Source organism: Streptomyces sp. NBC_00162 (genome assembly GCF_024611995.1).
GTDB lineage: Bacteria > Actinomycetota > Actinomycetes > Streptomycetales > Streptomycetaceae > Streptomyces.
This window is the reverse complement of sequence record NZ_CP102509.1, coordinates 3,092,563-3,113,169: the sequence shown is the minus strand read 5'-3', so window position 1 is coordinate 3,113,169 and position 20,607 is coordinate 3,092,563. Positions and strand designations below refer to the sequence as shown.

The window sequence follows — 20,607 nt, the reverse complement described above, 5'->3', positions numbered from 1 at the left end:
CGTTTCGTGGGTGGGGGGCCGGGCCCCATAGGATTGGGTCCGAAACCCAAACATCCACCCACCCCCAGAGGATCGCTGCATGCCTGGCATTACGCGCGAGGAGGTCGTCCACCTCGCTCGGCTGGCGCGCCTTGAGCTGTCCAGCAACGAGCTGGATCACTTCGCCGGACAGCTCGGCGACATCATCGGCGCGGTCGCCCGCGTCTCCGAGGTCGCCGACCAAGACGTCCCGCCGACCTCCCACCCGCTGCCGCTGACGAACGTCATGCGCGCGGACGAGGTCCGTCCCTCGCTCACCCCCGAGCAGGCGCTCTCCGGCGCTCCCGCCCAGGAGCAGCAGCGATTCAAGGTGCCGCAGATCCTGGGGGAGGACTAACAGCCATGACGGACATCATCAAGCTCACGGCAGCCCAGACCGCCGAGAAGATCGCCTCCGGCGAGCTCACGGCCGTCGAGGTCACCGAGGCCCACCTGGCCCGCATCGACGCGACCGACGAGAAGGTCCACGCCTTCCTGCACGTCGACCGCGAAGGCGCGCTCGCCCAGGCCCGCGCCGTCGACGCCAAGCGCGCGGCCGGCGAGAAGCTCGGCCCGCTGGCCGGCGTACCGCTCGCCCTCAAGGACATCTTCACCACCGTCGGGGTCCCGACCACCGTCGGTTCGAAGATCCTCGAAGGCTGGATCCCGCCCTACGACGCCACCCTGACGCGCAAGCTGAAGGAAGCCGACGTCGTGATCCTCGGCAAGACCAACATGGACGAGTTCGCCATGGGGTCCTCCACCGAGAACAGCGCCTACGGCCCCACCGGCAACCCCTGGGACCTCACCCGGATCCCCGGCGGCTCCGGCGGCGGCTCCGCGGCCGCGCTCGCCGCGTACCAGGCGCCCCTCGCCATCGGCACGGACACCGGCGGTTCCATCCGCCAGCCCGCCGCCGTCACCGGCACCGTCGGCGTGAAGCCGACGTACGGCGGTGTTTCCCGCTACGGCATGGTGGCCTTCTCCTCCTCCCTCGACCAGGGCGGTCCCTGCGCCCGTACGGTCCTGGACGCCGCGCTCCTCCACGAGGTCATCGCCGGCCACGACCCGCTCGACTCCACCTCCATCGACGCCCCGGTCCCGCCGGTCGTCGAGGCCGCCCGCAACGGCTCCGTCGCCGGCATGCGCGTCGGTGTGGTCAAGCAGTTCGCCGGCGAGGGCTACCAGGCCGGCGTCGTCCAGCGCTTCAACGAGTCGGTGGAGCTCCTCAAGGAGCTCGGCGCCGAGATCGTCGAGCTGGACTGCCCGTCCTTCGACCTCGCGATGGCCGCGTACTACCTGATCGCGCCGTCCGAGTGCTCCTCGAACCTGGCCCGTTTCGACGCCATGCGCTACGGCCTGCGCGTCGGAGACGACGGCACCAAGTCCGCCGAGGACGTCACCGCCCTGACCCGCGAGGCCGGCTTCGGCGACGAGGTCAAGCGCCGCGTCATCCTCGGCACGTACGCGCTCAGCTCCGGCTACTACGACGCGTACTACGGCTCCGCCCAGAAGGTCCGCACGCTCATCACCAAGGACTTCGAGAAGTCCTTCGAGCAGGTCGACGTGATCGTCTCCCCGACGACCCCGACCACCGCCTTCCCGATCGGTGAGCGCACCGACGACCCGCTGGCGATGTACCTCGCGGACCTGTGCACCATCCCGACCAACCTGGCCGGCAACTCCGCCATGTCGCTCCCCTGCGGCCTGGCGCCCGAGGACGGTCTCCCGGTCGGTCTGCAGATCATCGCCCCGGCGATGAAGGACGACCGTCTCTACAAGGTCGGTGCGGCCGTCGAGGCCGCCTTCATCGCACGCTGGGGTCACCCGCTGCTTGAGGAGGCACCGTCGCTGTGAGCACCAGTGCACTGACCAAGGCCAAGGGCTTCAAGAAGTCCAAGACCGGCACCTACCTGTCGATCGGCACCACCGCCTTCGGCGCGATCAGCGTGATCAAGCAGGTCAAGAAGGCCCGCAGCGAGCACGACGTGCTGAAGCTGGTCGACGCCGCCGTGTCCGCCGCCGCCATCGTCACCGGCCTCGCGATCCTGTACCGCGAGCTGAAGCGCCTGGGCGACGACGACGTCCTGCTGGGCTGAGAGGGAAAAGTTTCACCGTGAGCACCTACACCGAACTGATGTCGTACGAGGACGCTCTCGCCTCGTTCGACCCCGTCATGGGCCTTGAGGTCCATGTCGAGCTCGGCACCAAGACCAAGATGTTCTGCGGCTGTTCCACCGAGCTGGGCGCCGAGCCCAACTCGCAGACCTGCCCCACCTGCCTCGGTCTGCCCGGCTCCCTCCCGGTCGTCAACGCGATCGGCGTCGAGTCCGCCATCAAGATCGGTCTCGCGCTGAACTGCGAGATCGCCGAGTGGTGCCGCTTCGCCCGGAAGAACTACTTCTATCCGGACATGCCGAAGAACTTCCAGACCTCCCAGTACGACGAGCCGATCGCCTTCAACGGCTTCCTCGACGTACAGCTGGAGGACGGCGAGATCTTCCGCGTGGAGATCGAGCGCGCCCACATGGAGGAGGACACCGGCAAGTCGCTGCACGTCGGCGGCGCCACCGGCCGTATCCACGGCGCGTCCCACTCCCTGCTGGACTACAACCGCGCCGGCATCCCGCTCATCGAGATCGTCACCAAGCCCATCGAGGGCGCGGGCGAGCGGGCCCCCGAGGTCGCCAAGGCGTACGTCGCGGAGCTGCGCGAGGTCATCAAGGCGCTCGGCGTCTCCGAGGCCCGCATGGACAAGGGCCAGATGCGCTGCGACGTGAACCTGTCGCTGCGCCCGACCCCCGAGTCCGAGTTCGGCACCCGCAGCGAGACGAAGAACGTCAACTCGCTGCGCTCCGTCGAGCGCGCGGCCCGCTTCGAGATCCAGCGCCACGCGGCCGTCCTGACCGGCGGCGGCACGATCGTGCAGGAGACCCGGCACTTCCACGAGGAGGACGGCTCCACCACGGCCGGCCGCATCAAGGACAACGCCGAGGACTACCGGTACTTCCCGGAGCCCGACCTGGTCCCCGTGGCCCCGGCCCGCGACTGGGTCGAGGAGCTGCGCGCCGGTCTGCCCGAGATGCCGCGCGTGCGCCGCAACCGGCTCCGCGAGGAGTGGGGCGTCACCGAGCACGACATGCAGTCGATCCTCAACGCGGGCGCGGTGGACTCCATCGTCGCCACGACCGAGGCGGGCGCCGACTCGGCCGCCGCGCGCAAGTGGTGGATGGGCGAGCTGGCCCGCAACGCCAACGAGCAGGGCGTCGTCGTCGACGAGCTGCCGATCACCCCGGCGCAGGTCGCCCGGGTCGCGGCGCTGGTCGCCGCGGGCGAGCTGAACGACAAGCTGGCCCGCCAGGTCCTCGAAGGCGTACTCGCCGGCGAGGGCACCCCGGACGAGGTCGTCGAGAAGCGCGGCCTGAAGGTCGTCTCGGACGAGGGCGCGCTCGGCGCGGCCGTGGACGAGGCCATCGCGGGCAACGCGGCCATCGCCGACAAGATCCGCGGCGGCAAGATCGCGGCCGTCGGCGCCCTGGTCGGAGCGGTCATGAAGACCACCCGCGGCCAGGCCGACGCGGCGCGCGTCAAGGAGCTCATCCTGGAGCGCCTGGGCGTCTCCGAGTAGACCCCGTACGCGAAGGGCGGCCCCGCACCGGCATTCCGGTGCGGGGCCGCCCTTTTCGCGTACGGGACTACGGGGTTCAGCGGGTGAGCTGCGGGGCGGCGATGACCACCTTGCCCATCTCGCACCCCGCGTCCACCTTGATGCGCAGGCGCAGGGCGCCGTTCACCTCCACCCGCTTGGTGATCGGCTTGCCGAGCGCGACGAGTTCGGAGAAGGCGGCCGGCTGGCCGTCGAGCGAGATGCTGACCCGGCCCTGCTCCCGGCTGGAGCCGTCGTCGACTCCGGCCGTGAAGTCCAGGTACTTCCACTCGCGGTTGAGGTCGAACTCCGCGGTCGCATCGCCGTTGCAGCCCAGGTCGGCGATGAACGCCGCGCCGTACTGCTTGGTGTTGATCTTCGCCGCTCCGACCGTGAACTCGCCCAGCCCGTTCACGGGGTTCATGACGGTCAGATCGGCGGCCTTGATGTCCGGCGCGATGCCCGCGGGCTCGGAGCCACTGGCGGTCGGCTCGGCCGTCGTGTCCGCGCTCCCGGTGTCCGACGGCGTGGGCGTCGGGCTCGGTGTCTCCGCTCCGGCGTCGGCGTCGGCATCGGCGGAGGCGGACGTGCTGGGCTTGTCGCTCGCGGTCTGGCCCGTTCGCTTGTCGTCCTTCTCCTGCAGCAGCTGTACGCCGAGCACGGCGAGCGCGGCGAGGACCACGACGGCGGCGACGCTGCCCAGCACCCGCCCGGTCCGGCGCTTCTTCCCCGGCTCCGGGGGCGGGGTCGCCTGCAAGGGGTACGTCGGCCCGTACCCGGCGGGCACGGGAGCGGGCTGCGGCTGCGCCTGCCGCTGCGGCTGGGTCTCCGGCTCCGGCTCCGGTTCCGGCTGTGCGGCCGGGACGTATGCCGGCGTGTGGACCGCCGCCGCCGGCGGGGTCGCGGGCTGGGGCGGCGCCACCGGCATCGCCGGGATCGGGGTCGGCGTCGGGGCGGGGGTCGGTGCCGACGCCGGGGCCGCGTCCTCCACCACCCGCTGCGAGGTGGAGGCGGTCGTGGACACCACCGCGCGCCGGACGTCCTTCATCCAGCCGGCCAGGCTCACCGGCCGCTCGGTGGGATCGCCCGCGTAGACGGAGGTGATCCGGGCCCGCTGCTCGGCGTCCAGCACGGCGATCTGCGGCAGCGCGGCCATCGCCCGGGCCAGCTGTTCCGGCGAGTTGGGCGGCGACTCCCCGCTCAGCAGGAAGTACGCGATGGCTCCGAAGGCGTACCGGTCCGTGCCCGGTGTCCGCTTCCCGTCGAAGACCTCGGGAGCCGCGTACCCGGGGGTGAACCAGACCTCGGCCGTCTGGTGGTCGGCGGTCAGCTTGCTCAGGCCGAAGTCCACCAGGGTGGCCTGCCCGTGCTCGTCGACCATCACGTTGCCCGGGGAGAGGTCGCCGTGGATCACCTGGCGCCCGGACGGGGTGGCCTTCCCCGAGTGCAGCCAGTCCAGTACGTCGGCCAGCTGTTCCAGCGTGCGCATGACCTCGCGCCGCTCGGCGGCGGTGGCGAGCGTCCGCTCGGCCCGCCAGTCGCGCAGGTCGAGCCCGTCGACGTGGTTCATGACGAGGACGAGCGCCCGACCGGTCAGGGTCGACGACTCGCCGGGCCGGTGGATCGGCGGGCCCTCGAAGTGCTCCCGTACGCCGACCACTCCGGGCCGGTGGACGAAGCGCAGCAGTTCCGCCTGCTCGTTCCACTTCCGGCTGATCCGGTCGAAGATGTCGGGCGTGATGGTCGTCTTGGAGTCGAGCACCTTGACGACGACGGGTTCGGATCCCCCGGCGAGCTCGATCTCCGCGAGATAGAGCACGGCCTCCCCGCCGCGCCCGATGGACCGGAGCAACCGGTAACGGTCTGCCGCCGCGTCCGGCCCGATGTGCAGGTTCTGGCTGGTCAATTTCCCCCCAGCGCCAATGATGTGAGTGGGGATCAGCTTCGAGCCGCCGGACGCGCGGGGTCAATGGAAATGGTCATCCCTTTAGGGTGACGATCCCTTCTCCGGCTCGCGGCAACGACCCGGAGGATTATGTAGCGGTCGTTAGTTTAATCGGGTACCGTTCCTTCCGTAACGATCACTATGGAAATAGGGGAGTCCTCCCATGAGCAGTACCGTCACGTCCCGCACCGCGCCCTACGCCCGTACCGTCGGCAAGGAGAGCGGCGGCCCCGGGCTCCTGCTCGCCCACGGCGGCGGGGGTTCCGTCGAGTCCAACTTCGGGGCGATCCTGGACGAACTCGCCGCCACCCACAGCGTCGTCGGCGTCGACTACCCCGGCACCGGGGGCACGCCGAAGGCCGAAGCACCGCTCGAACTGGACGAACTGGCGGACCAGTTGGTCGCCGCCGCCGACGCCGAGGGGCTGGAGCGGTTCGCCGTACTCGGGTACTCGCTCGGCGGGAACGTCGCCTTGCGCCTCGCCACCCGGTATCCCGAGCGGGTGACCGCGCTGGTGCTCACCGCCACCTTCGTCAGGGCCGGGAACCGGCTGAAGCTGGTCGGCGACCTGTGGTCGGGACTGGCGGGGCGCGGCGAGAACGAGCTGCTGGCCCGGCTGCTGGTGCCGCTCGCGTTCAGCCCGGCGGCGCTGGAGGGGCTGACCCCGGAACAGGTCGAGCGGGTGGTGCGGGAGACCGCCGGCTCGATTCCGCCCGGGTCCGGTGACCACGTGGACCTGATCAGGGGGGCGGATCTGCGCGCGGAGGCTGCGCGGATCGAGGTACCGGCCCTCGTCATCGCGACGACCGAGGACCGGCTCGTCCCGCTCGCGCTCCAGCGGGAGCTGGCCGACGCCCTGCCGGGCGCACGGCTCGCGGAACTGCCCACCGGGCACCTCCCCTTCGCCGAGCGCCCGGCCGAATGGGCGTCGCTGGTGAGCGAGTTCCTCAGCGAGCTTCCGGCGGGCTGAGGAAGGCGAGGCGGGCCTGCTTGGCCGGGAGGTAGACCTCGGGCAGGTCGATCTCCGGGAGTTCGACCTCCGGGCCGAGCACGAAACCGGTCCGCTCCAGGCGGGCGATGGCCTTGTCGTTGCGGGCGTCCGGCTCGGCGATCACGCGTCGGGTGGCGGGGTCGGAGAAGACGTAGGCCATGAAGGCGGTCATCAGGCCCGCGCTGAAGCCGTGCTCGGGGGCCCCGTCGCCCGGGCTGATCAGCAGGTGCACGCCGACGTCCCCAGGCTGGACCTCGTAGCACTCGCTGACCCGGTCCTCGGCGCAGTCGTACGTCTGGAACAGCGCGACCGGCACCCCCTCGCGGGCCACGATGAACGCGTGGTGCGTGGTGCGGCGGTCGACGTCCTCGTAGATCTCCTGGACCAGTTCGCGGCTGGCCTCGCCCATGCCCCAGAAGCGGGCCCGCTCCTGCGTGACCCAGCCGTGGATCAGGGCCGAGTCGGCGGCCGGGTCGACGGGGGTGATGGTGACCGTGCCGAAGCCCTCGACGTGGTGGGTGTGCACGGGCTGTCTGGCGGAGACGGCGGAGCTCATATCGATTCCTTGCTGAGGCGGGTCCAGTCGGTGACGACGGGGACGAGTTCGCACCGCGCCCACAGGGGGAGCTGGTCGCGGTGGTGGGGCGCGCCGGTGACACCGTCCGCGCCGAGCGGGACCGCCCAGAGGCTGTCCTCGCGGCGGGCGAGGTCCCAGACGTAACGGGCCGCCGACGCGCGGGCGGTAAGGTCGGTGAAACCGGGCACGGAGGAGGTGGCGTTCACGCAGTCGTGGTCGCCGCCCAGGCCCGGCCACTCGGCCTCCGGGTCCGGCAGCGCCGACCAGGGGGCGAGGCGGTGGACCTCGGCCCAGGGCGTGTCGGGGGAGCCGGCCGCGGCCGTCTCCTCGAGGGCGGCGCGGACGTGCGCGGCGCGGTCGAGACCGGGGAGGAGTGAGGTGGTGAGCAGGCCTTCGAGGGCGTAGCCGACCCGGGGGACCAGGTACAGCCACGGGTGGAACACCTCCGGGCCGGTGGGGGCGCCGGCCAGTTCCGCGAAGACGGGATCGGCGGCGAGGCGGCGTACGGTCGCGGTCCGGAAGGCCGAGAAGACGGTGGCCTCGGTGCTGTCGGCCGCCATGTGCCGGTCCCAGGCCTGCAGCCGGGCCCGCAGGGCCGCCGCGGCGGGGGACAGCCCGTCGAGCGCGGGCAGCAGGGCGAGCAGCGGCTCGGCGGAGGCCAGGTACGTGTCCGCGTGCACGCCGGCCATCGCCTTCGGGGACCAGTCCGCGGAACCGCTGAGCAGCTCGCGGATGCGGTCGGCGCGGTGCGGGGGCGCGAACTCCACGCCGAGGGGGGAGGCGATGCCGCGGGCGTTCGCCATGACGGCGAAGCCCTGCACGGGCTCGGCGGGGGTCTCGGCCCAGCCCTGCCAGTCGTGGCGCCGGTCCCACGCCGGCACGGGGCGCAGCCGGTTGGCGCCGTCGCGCAGCGGCACGGCGCCCGCGACGCGGTGCAGCAGCCCGCCCGCCGAGTCGGCGGCGTGGACGACGTTGACGGGCTCCGCCCAGCCGTCGAGGGCGCGATCGATGTCGGCGACGGTGCGGGCGCGCAGCAGGGCGGGCAGGGCGGCGAAGCCGAGGTCGCGGCGGACGCGGGGCGGGTAGTGCAGGGAGAGGGTCTGGCCGCCTTCGTTGACGATCACCGGGCCGCGGGAGGTCTCCAGGACCTCGACCTCGACGTCCTCGCCATCGGCCACCGCGATGGTCTCGGTGTGGCGGGCGACGGGCTGCCAGACGCCGTCCGGGTCCAGCGCCTTGAGTCCGGGGCCCTCCCCGCGCAGCTGCTCGGTGTACAGGTCCTGGTAGTCGGCCATCGCGTTGGTGATGGCCCAGGCGGCGGTGCCGGTGTGTCCGAAGTGGCCGAGCCCCGGGACGCCGGGGACGGCGAGGCCGAGGACGTCGTAGTCCGGGCAGGAGAGACGTATCTGCTGGTAGACGCCCGGGTCCTCGATGAACCGGTGCGGGTCGCCCGCGATGATCGCCGAGCCGCTGCTGGTCCGGTCGCCCGGCACCAGCCAGCCGTTGCTGCCGGCGGTGCCGGGACCGTCCGTGGCGAAGAGGGTGACGGCCTCGTCGCCGAGGGCGCGGGCCACGCGCTCGCGCCACAGCTTGGTGGCGAAGCCGGCGAACAGGACGTGCGTGGCGGTCCAGACGGAGAGCGGAACCCAGGGCTCCCAGCGGGCGGGGACGAGACCCGTGCGCGCGAAGCGCTCGTCGCGGGCGGCGCCCGCGGCCAGCCCGTCGTTGACGCCGTCCACGTACGCGCCGACCCAGGCGGCCGTCTCCGCGTCGAGGGCCTCGTGGCAGCGCCGCGCGGTGTCGTCGAGGCGGGACTGGCGGGCGAACCTGTCCCAGGCCACGGAGTCCGCACCGAGGAAGGCGGCGCTGGAGCCCTGGGCGCGGTGCCGTTCGACCTCCAGCTGCCAGGCGCGGTCGAAGGCGGTGACGCGGCCCTGGGCGTAGGCGAGGGTGAGGTTGTCGGAGGCGCGCAGGTGCGGGATGCCCCAGGGGTCGCGGAAGATCTCGTAGGTACCGTAGGACCCGTGCTTCCCGTGGGACCCGCCGGATGCTCGGTCGTCGCTGCTCACACTGCTCTCGCTGGTCACGCTGCTCACACTCTTCCCCAAGGTGCATTAGGTTAGGCTGGCCTAACTATAGGGGTGTCAGGGGAGGGGTTGGACATGGCTGTCGGCAAGGGCTGGGAGGGCGTGGTCCTCAAGCTGCTCAGGGGCAAGGACTTCACCTTCACGGTGACGGGGGCGGAAGACGTCACGGAGCACTACCGCCGGGTGTACTTCACCGACGGCGGGCTGCTGGCGGCCGCCGGGGGCTCGCTGCACCCCACGATGTGGGTGCGGGTGTGGTTCGAGGACGCGGGCCGGCCCCACCAGCGCGCCTACACGCTGGTGGACCCGGATCCCGAAGCGGGAACCTTCTGCTTCGAGTTCGCCCTGCACGACGGCGTCGCCAGCGCCTGGGCGCGTGCCGCACGGCCCGGGGACACCGTCGACGCCACCGTGCAGGGGACGGGATTCACCGCCCCGGCGCCGGCCCCGGAGCGGCTGCTCGTCATCGGGGACCCGGCCTCGCTCCCGGCGATCAACTCCCTGCTGGAGGCCTACCCGCAGACCCCGGCGACGGTCTGGTTCGAGACCCAGCACGCCTCGGACGCCGGGTTGCCGCTCCGGGCGGACGCCGGCCGGCACGACATCCGCCGGGTGACGCGGGGCGGGACGGCGCTGGCCGACCGGGTCCAGGCCGAGCTGCCGGAGCTCCTCGGTCCCGACCCGGCGTCGGCGTACGTCTGGCTGGCCTGTGACACGGCGACGACCCGAACGCTGACGGCGTACCTGCGCAAGGAACTCGCTCTGCCCAAGCAGCGGGTGAACGCGCTGGGGTACTGGCGGGCGGCCTGAGCCGCGCCTGAACCGGGCCGGGGCGCCCGGGCCGGGTCCCGCTCAGGCGCCCGTGGTGCCGTCGACGGCCTCGCGGAGGAGGTCGGCGTGGCCGTTGTGGCGGGCGTACTCGTGGATCAGGTGGAGCATGACCAGGCGCAGCGAGGCCTCCTCCTTCCAGCTGGTCACGAAGGCCGTCACGTCGAGGGACTCGGCGGCGGCCTCGATCCGGCGGGCGTGCGCGACCTCGGCCTCCCAGGCCGTGAACGCCTCCTCGCGCGTGGCGCCGGCGGCGTCGTAGGCGGCCTGGAAGTCGTGGGTGTCGGACCAGAGGTGGGGCAGCTCCTCGCCGTTCAGGGTGCGGCGGAACCAGTGGCGCTCGACCTCGGCCATGTGCCGGACCAGGCCGAGGAGGGTGAGGGTGGAGGGCGGCATCGAAGGCCGGCGCAGTTCCTCGTCGGTCAGGCCCTCGCACTTCCAGGCGAGGGTGGCCCGGTGGTAGTCGAGGTAGGCGCGCAGCGTGTCGCGCTCGTTGCCGGTCAGGGGCGGTCCCGTGCGTTCCATGAGGGCGATCCTGCCCCGTGGCCTCGTGCGGGGGAAGACGGCCGGCTCAGCCCGCCGTCCACACGTACGGAGTCGTCACCCCCAGCACCCCGAAGCCGAGCCGCTCCAGGATCGGGCGGCTGTCCGCCGACGCGTCGACCTGGAGGTACGGGATGCCGAGCTCCGCTGCCCGGCGGGCCCGGTGGGCCACCAGCAGGCGGTAGATGCCGCGGCCGCGCCACCGCGGGTCCGTGCCGCCGCCCCAGAGGCCCGCGAACGGGATACCCGGCCGCATCTCCATCCGAGCCGCGCTGACCGGGGTGTCGCCCGCCATCGCCACGACGGCCGCGATGGTGTCCGGCTGCTCCCGCAGCAGGCTCAGCATCTGCTCCCGGATCTGCGGCCGCTCGGTGCCGAAGGCCCGCGCGTGGACGTCCATCATCAGATCCACCCCCGCCTCGTCGGTCACCACCCGCAGGGTGATGCCCTCCGGCGGCTCCACCGGCAGCAGGGCGAGCTCCGCCGTGCGGCCCACCATCAGCGTCTCGGGCGGCTCCGGCACGAAACCCGCCGCCCGCAGCCGCGCCCCGAGGTCCGCGGGCCGGTCGTGGTCGTAGAGCTTCCACTCGAACTCCGGCGCCCCCAGCCCCGCGAAGTGGGCGATCTGCGCCGCGATCTCCGCATCCGCCGTCTCCTCGTCGAGGTCCGACCAGAGCACGCCGTTCCAGCCGAGGCCGGGCACGGTCTGCCGGACGACCGCACCCGCCCGCTCCACCCGGGCCTGCGCCGCGTCCGGCTGTGCGTCGCGGCGCATCCGGGCGTCGTACGAGGCCCGCACCTTCAGGAGTTCATCGTGATCCATGGTCATCGGCCCAGCTGATCAGTGTCCGGCCGGGCCGCACAACTGCATTAGCCTCACCCCGTGAACGACGACTCCACCATCTACACCGGCAAGGCCACCCCCGACGCGGCCGCCGACCGCGGCTGGCTCCTCGGCCACTTCAAGGACCCCTCCGACCCCCGTCACAGCGAGGACGTGGAGATCAAGTGGGGCGTCCACCCGAAGGGCGAGGAGCGGGAGCGCTGGGCCACCGCGGAGAAGCGCACCGCACTGCTGGTGCTGATCAGCGGCCGCTTCCGGCTGGAGTTCCCGGGGCGGACCGTCGTCCTTTCCGAGCAGGGCGACTACGTGCTCTGGGGGCGTGGCGTCGACCACTCCTGGTACGCCGAGGAGGACGCCGTGGTCCTCACCGTCCGGTGGCCCTCGATCCCGGGCTACCGGGTCGACGAGCCCGATGACCAGGACCGGCTCCAAGAGCACCTCCCGGCCCCCTGTGACAATGCGCACGAAAGGGGCCAACGATCACGAAACGCTGCGATCGTTGAGATGTAGACCATCTTGGCCGGAACCGGGGCGATCCTCCGGGCCATCGGCCGGGCCTTCACGCGTTCACGTGTTCTTTGCGACGGGCTGTCTCCCGGTAAAGATCCGAACCACCAGGGAGCACGTCCGTTGGCAGCAATCGCGCGGTGGTGCATGCGGCACCGACTGCTCGCCGTTCTGATGTGGCTGCTCGCGCTGGGGGGGACCGCGGCAGCCGCGGGGACCGCCGGAGCGGCGTTCTCCAACGACTACGAGGTCCCCGGCACCGAGTCCGGCAAGGCGAACGACCTGCTCCGCGAGGGCTTCCACGGCCAAGGCGGAGACACCGACACCATCGTGTGGCGGGCCCCCGAGCGCCAGAGCGCCCGCACCCCCGGCGTCGAGCAGCGCATGACCCGCGCACTCGACGCCGTTGCCGCGCTCCCCGGCGTCGGATCGGTCGCCGGCCCCTACGGCCCGGGCCCCGACAGCGCCGCGCGGATCAGCCCCGACGGCCGTACCGCCTACGCCGTGGTGACCTTCGACCGGCCAGCCGACTCCGTACCCAAGGCCCGGGCCCAGGCGGTCCTCGACGCGGCCAAGAACCCGGCCACCGAGACCGACGGCCTCCAGGTCGAACTCGGCGGTCGTGCCATCGGCCTGACCGAGGCCCCCAGCGCCCACCTCGCCGAGGTCATCGGCGTCGCCATCGCGGCCCTCGTCCTCTTCCTGGCCTTCGGCTCGCTCGCCGCGAGCCTGCTGCCCATCGCGACCGCCCTGGTCAGCGTGGGCACCGCCTATTTCTGCATCACCCTGCTCGGCCACGCGATGCCCGTCGCCGACTTCGCCCCGATGCTCGGCACCCTCGTCGGCCTCGGCGTCGGCATCGACTACGCGCTGTTCATCGTCACCAGGCACCGCAAGGGCCTCGCCCGCGGACTCCCCGTCGAGGAGGCCGCCGAGAACGCCGTCGCCACGACCGGCCGGGCTGTCGTCTTCGCCGGAGCCACCGTCTGCATCGCGCTGCTCGGCATGCTGGTGCTGCGGCTGAACTTCCTCAACGGCGTCGCGATAGCCGCCTCCGTGACGGTCGTTCTGACGGTCGCCGCCTCGGTCACCCTGCTGCCCGCCCTCCTCTCGTACATCGGCATGCGCGCCCTCTCGCGCCGCGAGCGCCGCAGGCTCGCCGCCGAGGGTCCGCGGCCGGAACACACCACCGGCTTCGCCGCCCGCTGGTCCGCCTTCGTGGAACGCCACCCCAAGCTGCTGGGCGTCATCGCCACCGGGGTCATGCTGGTACTGGCCCTGCCCACGCTCTTCCTCCACCTCGGCACCTCCGACCAGGGCAACAACCCGGCCACCTCGACCACCCGGCAGGCCTACGACCTGCTGGCGGAAGGGTTCGGGCCCGGTACGAACGGACCGCTCACCGTCGTCGCCCGCCTCGACGGCGCCGGCGACCGGGTCGCAGTGGAGCAGCTGGCCGAGGCGCTCCGTACGACGAAGGGCGTCGCCTCGACGGGCCCGGCGGTCCTCAACCGGAGCGGGGACACCGCCGTCCTCACCGTCGTGCCCGACTCCGCCCCCCAGTCCCGGGCCACGAGCGACCTCGTCGACACGCTCCGCGAGGACGTCATCCCGCGCGCGGGGCACGGCAACTCGATGGAGATCCACGTCGGCGGAGTGACGGCTGGCTACGACGACTTCGCCGAGGTCATCATCGGCAAGCTCCCGCTCTTCGTCGGAGTGGTCATCGCCCTGGGCTGCGTGCTCCTGCTGCTGGCCTTCCGGTCCATCGGCATCCCGGTCAAGGCGGCGGCCATGAACGTCGCCGCCGTCGCCTCCTCCTTCGGCGTCGTCGTGGCGATCTTCCAGTGGGGCTGGGGCAGCGAACTGCTGGGCCTGGGCAGTGCCGGGCCCATCGAACCCTTCCTGCCCGTGATCATGGTGTCCGTCCTGTTCGGGCTGTCGATGGACTACCAGGTCTTCCTCGTCAGCCGGATGTACGAGGAGTGGCTGGAGACCGGCGACAACCAGCGGGCCGTGCGCGTGGGCCTCGCCGAGACCAGCCGGGTCATCAACTCGGCCGCCGTCATCATGATCTCCGTCTTCCTGGCCTTCGTGTTCAGCGGTGACCGGATCATCGCGATGTTCGGCATCGCGCTCGCCGCGGCGGTGGCCCTCGACGCCTTCGTGCTGCGCACCCTGCTCGTCCCCGCCCTGATGCACATGCTCGGCGGCGCCAACTGGTGGCTGCCCGCCTGGCTCGACCGGCGGCTGCCGCGGATCAGCATCGAGCCCCCGGACCGCGGTCCCCATGCGAAACTTCCGGCACAGCGGCCGAGCGAAGACACCGCGGAGCCGGCTGACTCCGTACCCGTGTCCCGCTGACCAGCCGTAAGGACTCCACGCATGTTCGCGATAGACCTGGCCGAAGACGCCCAGCTCAAGCCGCTGGAGATGTGGCACGCCGAGGAATTCCTCGCCCACATGGACCGGGGGCGCGAGTACATCGGCCAGTTCGTCGGTTTCCCCGACCGTGCCACCGACCTGGACTCGGCGCGTGAGCTGCTCCGTAAGAACGCCGAGAAGGCCGCGAACGACGGCACCCGCTTCTTCGGCATCTGGGTCGGCGGCACGCTCGTCGGCGGAGTGCTCTACCCGGTCTTCGACGCCGCCGCCGGCAACTGCGAGGTCGGCTGCTGGCTGGAGCCGGCCGCCGCCGGACGCGGGCTGGTCACCGCCGCCTGCCGGGTGCTCATCGACTGGGCGTTCAACGGGCGCGGCATGCACCGCGTGGAGTGGCACGTCGCCCCCGGGAACAAGAAGAGCATCGCGGTCGCCGAGCGCCTCGGCCTGACCCGCGAGGGCGTGATGCGCGAGAACCACCTGCACCGGGGCGTGCGCCAGAGCACCGAGGTCTGGGCGGTCCTCGCCGACGAGTGGTCCGCGGCCCGTCCCGCCTGAGCCGCGCCCGGGCCCCGCCTGCGCGGGGCCCGCCGTATTTCTCATGAGACTCTCAGACAGGCCGCCTACGGTGCCCCGCATGGACACCACGAAGACCCCCGCCCCGAACGCCTCCGAGGCGGACACCACCCCGGCCGACCTGAAGAAGGCCGAGATCCCCCAGCCCGCCGAGGCCGAGGCCGACGCCGTGCTCGCCGACGGGGACCTGGACGACGACACGCTCGACGAGGACCTGGCAGCGGACGAGCAGCCGAGCCACGTCGGAGCCGCTGCCTCCGCGATCGTCGCCGCGGGTCTGTCCGTCGTCGCCCTCAGCGGCAGCTGGGTCGCCGGCATCGTGTCCGAGCGCAAGAGCATCACCGGCCGCCTCGAGCTGTCCCAGGCCGCCGACGCCAACGCCCAGATCGCCGCCCAGTTCGTCGGCCCGTGGCACGCCACCGCCCTGGTGAACGGCATCTTCTCCACCCTCGCCCTGATCATCGCCGTCTTCGTGCTGGCCCTGCCCGCCTTCGGCACCCCCGAGCGCACCCTCCCCACCTGGGTGCGGTCCGTCTCCTGGGCGGGCATCGCCCTGGGCGCCCTGGGCATCCTGCTCTTCGTCCTCATGTACTTCGACCTCCTCCTCGCCATCCCGAAGGCAGCCGGCGCAGCCGGCTAGGACCGCTGCTAGGCACTGCCTTAGGTCTCCTGAGCCCGCCTCGGGGACCTTGGGCACCGGACTAAGGCCCCCTGCCCCCGGCAGATGCGGCATGCGACCGATGTGCCGGTACCCCCTGGGGCGCGAAGCTTGGATCACACCGAACGAGGTGCCCGAGCAACGCAACCAGGGAGTACGAGATGTTCGAGTACGAGATCGCAGCCGCCCGTCGCGCCGACCTCATCCGCGAGGCCGACGAGTACCGCCTGGTACGGGAGGCCAAGAAGGCGCGCCGCGCCTCTTCGCGGAGCCAGGATCCCGAAGGGCCGGTGACAGGACTCCGGAGCCGCTTCGCCCGCGCCGCGTAACCCGCGCCGCGACCCGCGTGAACTGACACGTGATGAGAAGCGCACCGATAACGAGTGCCGCTGAGCAGGGCGTCTGTGCGATGCTCGGCGACGTGGAGACCAGATCTGTCAGCCCGGTGTTCGTCGGCCGAGCCGACGAACTGGCCCTGCTCACCGACGCACTGACCCGCGCCGCCGGCCGGGAGCCCCAGGCGATGCTCATCGGCGGAGAGGCCGGGGTCGGCAAGACCCGCCTCACCGAGGAGTTCCTCGGGGAAGCGGCCCGCCGCGGCGCCGTGGTCGCCGTCGGAGGCTGTGTGGAGATCGGGGCGGAGGGGCTTCCCTTCGCCCCGTTTTCGACGGCCCTGCGCACCCTGCACCGGGAGCTCCCCGAGGAGCTCGCCGCCGCTGCCGCGGGCCAGGAGGACGAACTCGCCCGGATCCTCCCCGAACTCGGCGACACCCCCCGCGGTCCGCACGACGAGGAGAGCACCGCCCGGCTGTTCGAACTGACGGCCCGGATGCTGGAACGGCTCGCCGCCGAACGCCTCGTCGTCCTCGTCCTGGAGGACCTGCACTGGGCGGACACCTCCACACGGCACCTGCTCTCCTACCTCTTCCGCACCCTCGGCAGCGGCCGGCTCGTCGTCGTCGCCACCTACCGCGCGGACGACGTCCACCGCCGCCACCCGCTGCGCCCGCTCCTCGCCGAACTGGACCGGCTCCGCACCGTCCAGCGCATCGAGCTGCCCCGCTTCAACCGGGCCGAGGTGCGCCGCCAGCTCGCCGGGATCCTCGCCTCGCAGCCCGACGAGGACTTCGTGGACTCCGTCTTCGAGCGTTCCGACGGCAACGCCTTCTTCGTAGAGGAACTCGTCGCCTCCAAGGCGAGCGGCTGCCGCGCCGGACTCACCGAATCCCTGAGGGACCTGCTCCTCGTCCGCGTCGAGGTCCTCCCGGACGAGGCCCAGCGCGTGGTGCGCATCGTCGCCGAGGGCGGCTCCACCGTCGAGTACCCGCTCCTGCGGGCCGTCGCCGGGCTCACCGAGGACGAGCTCATCGGGGCGCTGCGGGCCGCCGTGGGCGCCAACATCCTGCTCGCCACCACCGACGGCGACGGCTACCGCTTCCGCCACTCCCTGGTCCGCGAGGCCGTGAGCGACGACCTGCTGCCCGGCGAGCGCTCCCGCCTCAACCGCCACTACGCCGAGGCCCTGGAGGCCGGCGAGTCCCTGATCCGCGCCGAGGAGCGGGTCATCCGGCTGGCCAACTACTGGTACCAGGCGAACGACCCGTCGAAGGCACTGCCCGCCGTACTCGACGCCTCCGTGGCCGCCCGCCGCCGGCACGCCTACTCCGAGCAGCTGCGCCTGCTGGAGCGGGCCATGGACCTGTGGGACAGCACCCCGGAGGAGGTCCGCGAGGCGCTGCGCCCGGCGGACTACACCGACGTGTACCCGCCGTGCGGCTGCGACCCGGCCACCACCCCGCTGCAACGGCTCGACCTGCTGGCCGAGGCGACCGTGGCGGCCCGCTACGGCGGGGAGCGCGAACGCGCCCTGAAGATCACCAAGATGGCCCTGAGAACGCTGGACGACGGCCATGACCCGCTGCGGGCCGCCTGGTTCTGGACCGAGCGCTCCCGGCTGGTGGCCGGCCTCGGCCGCGGCGACGGCTGGGAGGAGATCGCCAAGGCGCAGGAACTGGTCCAGGGGCTGCCCCCGTCCCAGGTGCACGCCGAGGTCCTCGTCCGGGCCGCGGGCTGGGGCATGCTCCACAACCCGGGCCCCGCCAACCTCGTCGCTGCCCAACGGGCCGTCGACTACGCGCGGATGGTGGGCGCCGAGGACGTGGAGCTCAACGCCCGGATCACGGTCGGCTGTCTCCTCACCGACGCCGACACCTCCGAGGCGGGCCTCACCGAGCTGCACGCGGTCAAGGACCGGGCCACCGAACTCGGACTCACGATGCTCGCGGGTCGTGCACATATCAATCTCACCTCTCAGCTGGAGAGCATGGGACGGTCACGGGAAGCGGTGGAGCTGGCCGAACAGGCGGCCGAACTCGTCCGCAAGTCACGGCTGTTGGACACCGAGGCATGGGCGCGGGGCAACATGGCGGAGAGTCTCTACAGCCTCGGCCGCTGGGACGAGGCCACCGAGCAGGCCCGCCGCACCCTGCTCGTCGGCCAGAGCGCCTCCCCGCGCGGATCCGCCTCCGCACGGCTGGCCTACCTGGCCCTGGCCCGGGGCGAGCTGACCGAGGCGGCCCACCAGCTGGCCGCCGCCCACACCCACTTCGGCACCCACGAGACCCAGCCCCAGCACCGGATACCGATGTACCGCCTCGCGATCGGGATCGCCGCGGGGGAGGGCCGGATCGCCGACGTCCGCGCCGAGGTCGCCGCCGCCGTCGACTACGGCTTCGCCCTCGGGCAGCACCGCTACGCCTGGCCGCTGCTGCTCGCGGCCGCCACGGCCGAGGCGGACTCCCGGGGCCTCCCCGCCGCCGACACCGGCCGGGACGCCGCGCTTGAGGTACTGCGCACCGCCGCCCGCCACCTCGCCACCCCGGTACCGGTGTGGGCCGCCCACGCCGAGTACCTGCGGGCCGAGCTGCTGCGGGCGCAGGACCGGGACACCGTCGCCGACTGGACCGCCGTGGAAGCGGCCGTCCGCCCGCTGGAGCGCCCGTACCTGCTGGCCCGCGCCCGCCACCGGCTCGCCGAGGCGCTGCTGGCCGCCGGTGGCGACCGGGAGTCCGCGGCCGCCCTGATCCGCGACGCCCATGCCACCGCCGACGGGCTCGGCTCACGCCGGCTGCGGGAGGACCTGGCCCTGCTCGCACAGCGCGCCCGGCTCCCGCTGACCCCCGCAGACACACCCCCTGCCCCGCCCGTGGCGGACGCCGACCCGGTGGAGGCGCTCGGCCTGACCAGCCGCGAGCGGGACGTCCTGCGCCTGGTGGCTGCCGGCAGCACCAACCGCAAGATCGCCGAGGAGCTGTTCATCTCCCCGAAGACGGCGAGCGTCCACGTCTCGAACATCCTGGCCAAGCTGGGGGTCGCAGGCCGTGGCGAGGCGGCCGCCCTCGCCCACCGGCTGCGGCTCTTCGCCCCTCCGGGGCCGGTCAGTCCCCGTCAGCCGGAGCCCGCTCGTCGAGGCGTATGAGCACCTGGCCGGAGTCCAGGTCTATCGGCCCCCGTCCCGGGTCCCCGTCATTGACGTCGACCCGGGACAGCTCCAGCCGCTTCTTCTCCTCGTCCGTGTGCTTGCGTCCCGGGTTGAAGAGCTCCTCGATCATGTTGAACACCGCGTCCACCACACCTTTCGCCCCCCAGCGGGGACATGCCGGTCACCGCACCGTCAGTGTCAGGATCCTGTCGTCGCCCGCTTCCGGCGACCCGCGCCCGTCCGTCTCGCTCGTGACCAGCAGCAATCTGTCCCCGCCGAGCGCCACCACCGAGCGCAGCCGCCCGTACTTCCCCTCCAGGAAGGCCTCCGGCTCGGCCACCGGCTCCGCCCCGGCCAGCGGGATCCGCCATAGCCGGTTCCCCTTCAGCCCGGCCATCCACACCGACCCCTCCGCCCACGCGATCCCGCTCGGGGAGGCCTCATCGGTCGTCCACACGGCCACCGGATCCCGCAGCCCCGGCTTGCCGGCCTTCCCCTCGGCCTCGGGCCAGCCGTAGTTCGCCCCGGGCTCGATCAGATTCAGCTCGTCCCAGGCCTTCTGGCCGAACTCCGCCGCCCAGAGCCGTTTGTCCTTGTCCCACGCGAGCCCCTGCACATTGCGGTGCCCGTAGGAGTAGACAACCGAATCCGCCTCGGGATTGCCGTGCACCGGATCCCCGTCCGGGGTCATCCGCAGGATCTTGCCGCCCAGCGACTTCTTGTCCTGCGCGAGCCCGGTGTCACCGGTCTCGCCCGTCCCGGCGTAGAGCATCTTGTCCGGGCCGAACGCGATCCGGCCGCCGTTGTGGACGAGACCCTTGGGGATGCCCCGGAACACCGTGTCCGGCGCGCCCAGTTGCTGCCCGGCGGGCCGTTGCTCGTCATAGCGCATCCGGGCGATGCGGTTGTCGGACTCCGTCGTGAAGTACACGTACACCAGCCGGTCCGAGGCGAAGGACGGTGACAGCGCGAGACCCAGCAGCCCGCCCTCCCCGCCCGGAGCCACCCCCGGCACCTTGCCGATCTGCGTCACCGCGCCCAAGCCCACCGCGACCCTGCTGATCGTCCCCTTGTCCCGCGAGGCCACCAGCAGGTCCCCGTCGGGCAGCGGGGCCACGCCCCACGGGGACTCCAGACCCTTGGCGACCTCGCCGGTCACCGTCACCGCGCCCTTGGCCGGCGGGCCGGCGGCCTCCGGCGAGGCGGACGGACTGCCCGACTGGCCGGCTGACCCCGAGCCCTTGGCGGCCGTGCCCGGTGGAGAGCTCCCCGGCTCCGCCCGTGGCCCCGCGCCCGGCCCGCCCGACGGCGAACATCCCGCCGCCAGCAGGGCGCCGCAGCCGGCCAGCGCCACCGCCGCCAGCACGCCCCGGCGCCGCGCGCCCAGGGCCTCGTACCCCACCTGCCGCCCGCGAGAACTTCCGTATCGCATCGCCCTGCTCCCTTCCGGTCGTCCGATCCTGCCCTTTCATCAGACTCAACAGCCGCGGAGGTTCCCGAAGTTCCATCACTCGTACACCCGAT

At 72.4% G+C, this 20,607-nt stretch carries 19 protein-coding genes; 12 read left to right on the top strand and 7 right to left on the bottom strand.

Going from position 1 to position 20,607, the window contains the following annotated elements:
* The first annotated feature begins 79 nt into the window (after positions 1-79).
* The 4 genes from gatC to gatB are packed head-to-tail and all read left to right on the top strand — an operon-like array spanning position 80 to position 3,646.
* Entirely contained in the window at positions 80-376 is a 297-nt protein-coding gene (gene gatC / locus JIW86_RS14255) for an Asp-tRNA(Asn)/Glu-tRNA(Gln) amidotransferase subunit GatC (RefSeq protein ID WP_030010586.1), read from the top strand.
* A gap of 5 nt (positions 377-381) precedes the next feature.
* Positions 382-1,875: an Asp-tRNA(Asn)/Glu-tRNA(Gln) amidotransferase subunit GatA gene (gatA, locus tag JIW86_RS14250; RefSeq protein WP_257554044.1), complete on the top strand. Its 1,494-nt coding sequence runs from the start codon at positions 382-384 to the stop codon at positions 1,873-1,875.
* Positions 1,872-2,117: a hypothetical protein gene (locus JIW86_RS14245; RefSeq protein ID WP_030010588.1), complete on the top strand. Its 246-nt coding sequence runs from the start codon at positions 1,872-1,874 to the stop codon at positions 2,115-2,117. The genes gatA and JIW86_RS14245 overlap by 4 nt, the downstream gene beginning before the upstream one ends.
* Before the next feature lie 38 nt (positions 2,118-2,155).
* Positions 2,156-3,646, top strand: coding sequence for an Asp-tRNA(Asn)/Glu-tRNA(Gln) amidotransferase subunit GatB (gene gatB / locus JIW86_RS14240; RefSeq protein WP_215140265.1), 1,491 nt, complete (start codon positions 2,156-2,158; stop codon positions 3,644-3,646).
* Positions 3,647-3,722: 76 nt separating this feature from the next.
* Here gatB and JIW86_RS14235 read toward each other — a convergent pair whose 3' ends face one another.
* Entirely contained in the window at positions 3,723-5,570 is a 1,848-nt protein-coding gene (locus JIW86_RS14235) for a protein kinase domain-containing protein (protein WP_257554043.1), read from the bottom strand.
* Between the two features lie 202 nt (positions 5,571-5,772).
* Here JIW86_RS14235 and JIW86_RS14230 point away from each other — a divergent pair, with 202 nt between their 5' ends.
* Positions 5,773-6,579, top strand: a complete 807-nt coding sequence (locus JIW86_RS14230; protein ID WP_257554042.1) for an alpha/beta fold hydrolase — start codon at positions 5,773-5,775, stop codon at positions 6,577-6,579.
* Here JIW86_RS14230 and JIW86_RS14225 read toward each other — a convergent pair.
* The gene (locus JIW86_RS14225; protein ID WP_257554041.1) at positions 6,557-7,156 is read right to left on the bottom strand and encodes a GNAT family N-acetyltransferase; all 600 of its coding nucleotides are present in this window, start codon (positions 7,154-7,156) and stop codon (positions 6,557-6,559) included. The genes JIW86_RS14230 and JIW86_RS14225 overlap by 23 nt on opposite strands.
* The gene (locus JIW86_RS14220; protein ID WP_257559317.1) at positions 7,153-9,180 is read right to left on the bottom strand and encodes a penicillin acylase family protein; all 2,028 of its coding nucleotides are present in this window, start codon (positions 9,178-9,180) and stop codon (positions 7,153-7,155) included. The genes JIW86_RS14225 and JIW86_RS14220 overlap by 4 nt, the downstream gene beginning before the upstream one ends.
* A gap of 159 nt (positions 9,181-9,339) precedes the next feature.
* On the opposite strand from JIW86_RS14220, the gene JIW86_RS14215 reads away from it, so the two are divergent.
* A complete protein-coding gene (locus JIW86_RS14215) occupies positions 9,340-10,074 on the top strand; it encodes a siderophore-interacting protein (RefSeq protein ID WP_257554040.1) in 735 nt (244 codons plus the stop codon).
* Positions 10,075-10,116: 42 nt separating this feature from the next.
* Here the strand turns inward: JIW86_RS14215 and JIW86_RS14210 are convergent, their stop codons facing one another.
* Both JIW86_RS14210 and JIW86_RS14205 read right to left on the bottom strand, forming a co-directional pair.
* The gene (locus tag JIW86_RS14210) at positions 10,117-10,617 is read right to left on the bottom strand and encodes a DinB family protein (protein WP_257554039.1); all 501 of its coding nucleotides are present in this window, start codon (positions 10,615-10,617) and stop codon (positions 10,117-10,119) included.
* Positions 10,618-10,663: 46 nt separating this feature from the next.
* Positions 10,664-11,458 carry a GNAT family N-acetyltransferase gene (locus tag JIW86_RS14205; protein WP_257559316.1) on the bottom strand — a complete coding sequence of 265 codons (795 nt, stop codon included), beginning with the start codon at positions 11,456-11,458 and terminating at the stop codon, positions 10,664-10,666.
* 60 nt (positions 11,459-11,518) lie between these two features.
* Here JIW86_RS14205 and JIW86_RS14200 point away from each other — a divergent pair, with 60 nt between their 5' ends.
* The 6 genes from JIW86_RS14200 to JIW86_RS41690 all read left to right on the top strand — a co-directional run bounded on the left by JIW86_RS14200 (position 11,519) and on the right by JIW86_RS41690 (position 19,080).
* Positions 11,519-11,989, top strand: coding sequence for a signal peptidase I (locus JIW86_RS14200; RefSeq protein WP_257554038.1), 471 nt, complete (start codon positions 11,519-11,521; stop codon positions 11,987-11,989).
* 120 nt (positions 11,990-12,109) lie between these two features.
* Positions 12,110-14,350 carry an MMPL family transporter gene (locus JIW86_RS14195; RefSeq protein WP_257554037.1) on the top strand — a complete coding sequence of 747 codons (2,241 nt, stop codon included), beginning with the start codon at positions 12,110-12,112 and terminating at the stop codon, positions 14,348-14,350.
* Between the two features lie 21 nt (positions 14,351-14,371).
* A complete protein-coding gene (locus JIW86_RS14190; RefSeq protein ID WP_257554036.1) occupies positions 14,372-14,926 on the top strand; it encodes a GNAT family N-acetyltransferase in 555 nt (184 codons plus the stop codon).
* A 79-nt stretch (positions 14,927-15,005) separates the two neighbouring features.
* The gene (locus tag JIW86_RS14185) at positions 15,006-15,584 is read left to right on the top strand and encodes a hypothetical protein (protein WP_215140154.1); all 579 of its coding nucleotides are present in this window, start codon (positions 15,006-15,008) and stop codon (positions 15,582-15,584) included.
* Positions 15,585-15,763: 179 nt separating this feature from the next.
* Positions 15,764-15,931 (top strand): hypothetical protein, encoded by a 168-nt coding sequence (locus JIW86_RS14180; RefSeq protein ID WP_215140153.1) that lies wholly within the window; start codon positions 15,764-15,766, stop codon positions 15,929-15,931.
* Between the two features lie 80 nt (positions 15,932-16,011).
* The gene (locus JIW86_RS41690) at positions 16,012-19,080 is read left to right on the top strand and encodes a helix-turn-helix transcriptional regulator (RefSeq protein ID WP_322975523.1); all 3,069 of its coding nucleotides are present in this window, start codon (positions 16,012-16,014) and stop codon (positions 19,078-19,080) included.
* Here JIW86_RS41690 and JIW86_RS14165 read toward each other — a convergent pair.
* Both JIW86_RS14165 and JIW86_RS14160 read right to left on the bottom strand, forming a co-directional pair.
* Complete coding sequence (locus JIW86_RS14165) at positions 19,040-19,231, bottom strand: DUF6191 domain-containing protein (RefSeq protein WP_374199210.1); 192 nt, start codon at positions 19,229-19,231, stop codon at positions 19,040-19,042. The genes JIW86_RS41690 and JIW86_RS14165 overlap by 41 nt on opposite strands.
* 33 nt (positions 19,232-19,264) lie before the next feature.
* Positions 19,265-20,515, bottom strand: coding sequence for a PQQ-dependent sugar dehydrogenase (locus JIW86_RS14160; protein ID WP_257554035.1), 1,251 nt, complete (start codon positions 20,513-20,515; stop codon positions 19,265-19,267).
* Positions 20,516-20,607 lie beyond the last annotated feature (92 nt).

Coding starts and splice junctions, on each gene's coding strand:
- gatA (WP_257554044.1), top strand. CDS start 382: ATGACGGACATCATCAAGCTCACGGCAGCCCAGACCGCCGAGAAGATC.
- JIW86_RS14205 (WP_257559316.1), bottom strand. CDS start 11,458: ATGGATCACGATGAACTCCTGAAGGTGCGGGCCTCGTACGACGCCCGG.
- JIW86_RS14190 (WP_257554036.1), top strand. CDS start 14,372: ATGTTCGCGATAGACCTGGCCGAAGACGCCCAGCTCAAGCCGCTGGAG.
- JIW86_RS14215 (WP_257554040.1), top strand. CDS start 9,340: ATGGCTGTCGGCAAGGGCTGGGAGGGCGTGGTCCTCAAGCTGCTCAGG.
- JIW86_RS41690 (WP_322975523.1), top strand. CDS start 16,012: ATGCTCGGCGACGTGGAGACCAGATCTGTCAGCCCGGTGTTCGTCGGC.
- gatC (WP_030010586.1), top strand. CDS start 80: ATGCCTGGCATTACGCGCGAGGAGGTCGTCCACCTCGCTCGGCTGGCG.
- JIW86_RS14210 (WP_257554039.1), bottom strand. CDS start 10,617: ATGGAACGCACGGGACCGCCCCTGACCGGCAACGAGCGCGACACGCTG.
- JIW86_RS14230 (WP_257554042.1), top strand. CDS start 5,773: ATGAGCAGTACCGTCACGTCCCGCACCGCGCCCTACGCCCGTACCGTC.
- gatB (WP_215140265.1), top strand. CDS start 2,156: ATGTCGTACGAGGACGCTCTCGCCTCGTTCGACCCCGTCATGGGCCTT.
- JIW86_RS14180 (WP_215140153.1), top strand. CDS start 15,764: ATGTTCGAGTACGAGATCGCAGCCGCCCGTCGCGCCGACCTCATCCGC.
- JIW86_RS14225 (WP_257554041.1), bottom strand. CDS start 7,156: ATGAGCTCCGCCGTCTCCGCCAGACAGCCCGTGCACACCCACCACGTC.
- JIW86_RS14185 (WP_215140154.1), top strand. CDS start 15,006: ATGGACACCACGAAGACCCCCGCCCCGAACGCCTCCGAGGCGGACACC.
- JIW86_RS14160 (WP_257554035.1), bottom strand. CDS start 20,515: ATGCGATACGGAAGTTCTCGCGGGCGGCAGGTGGGGTACGAGGCCCTG.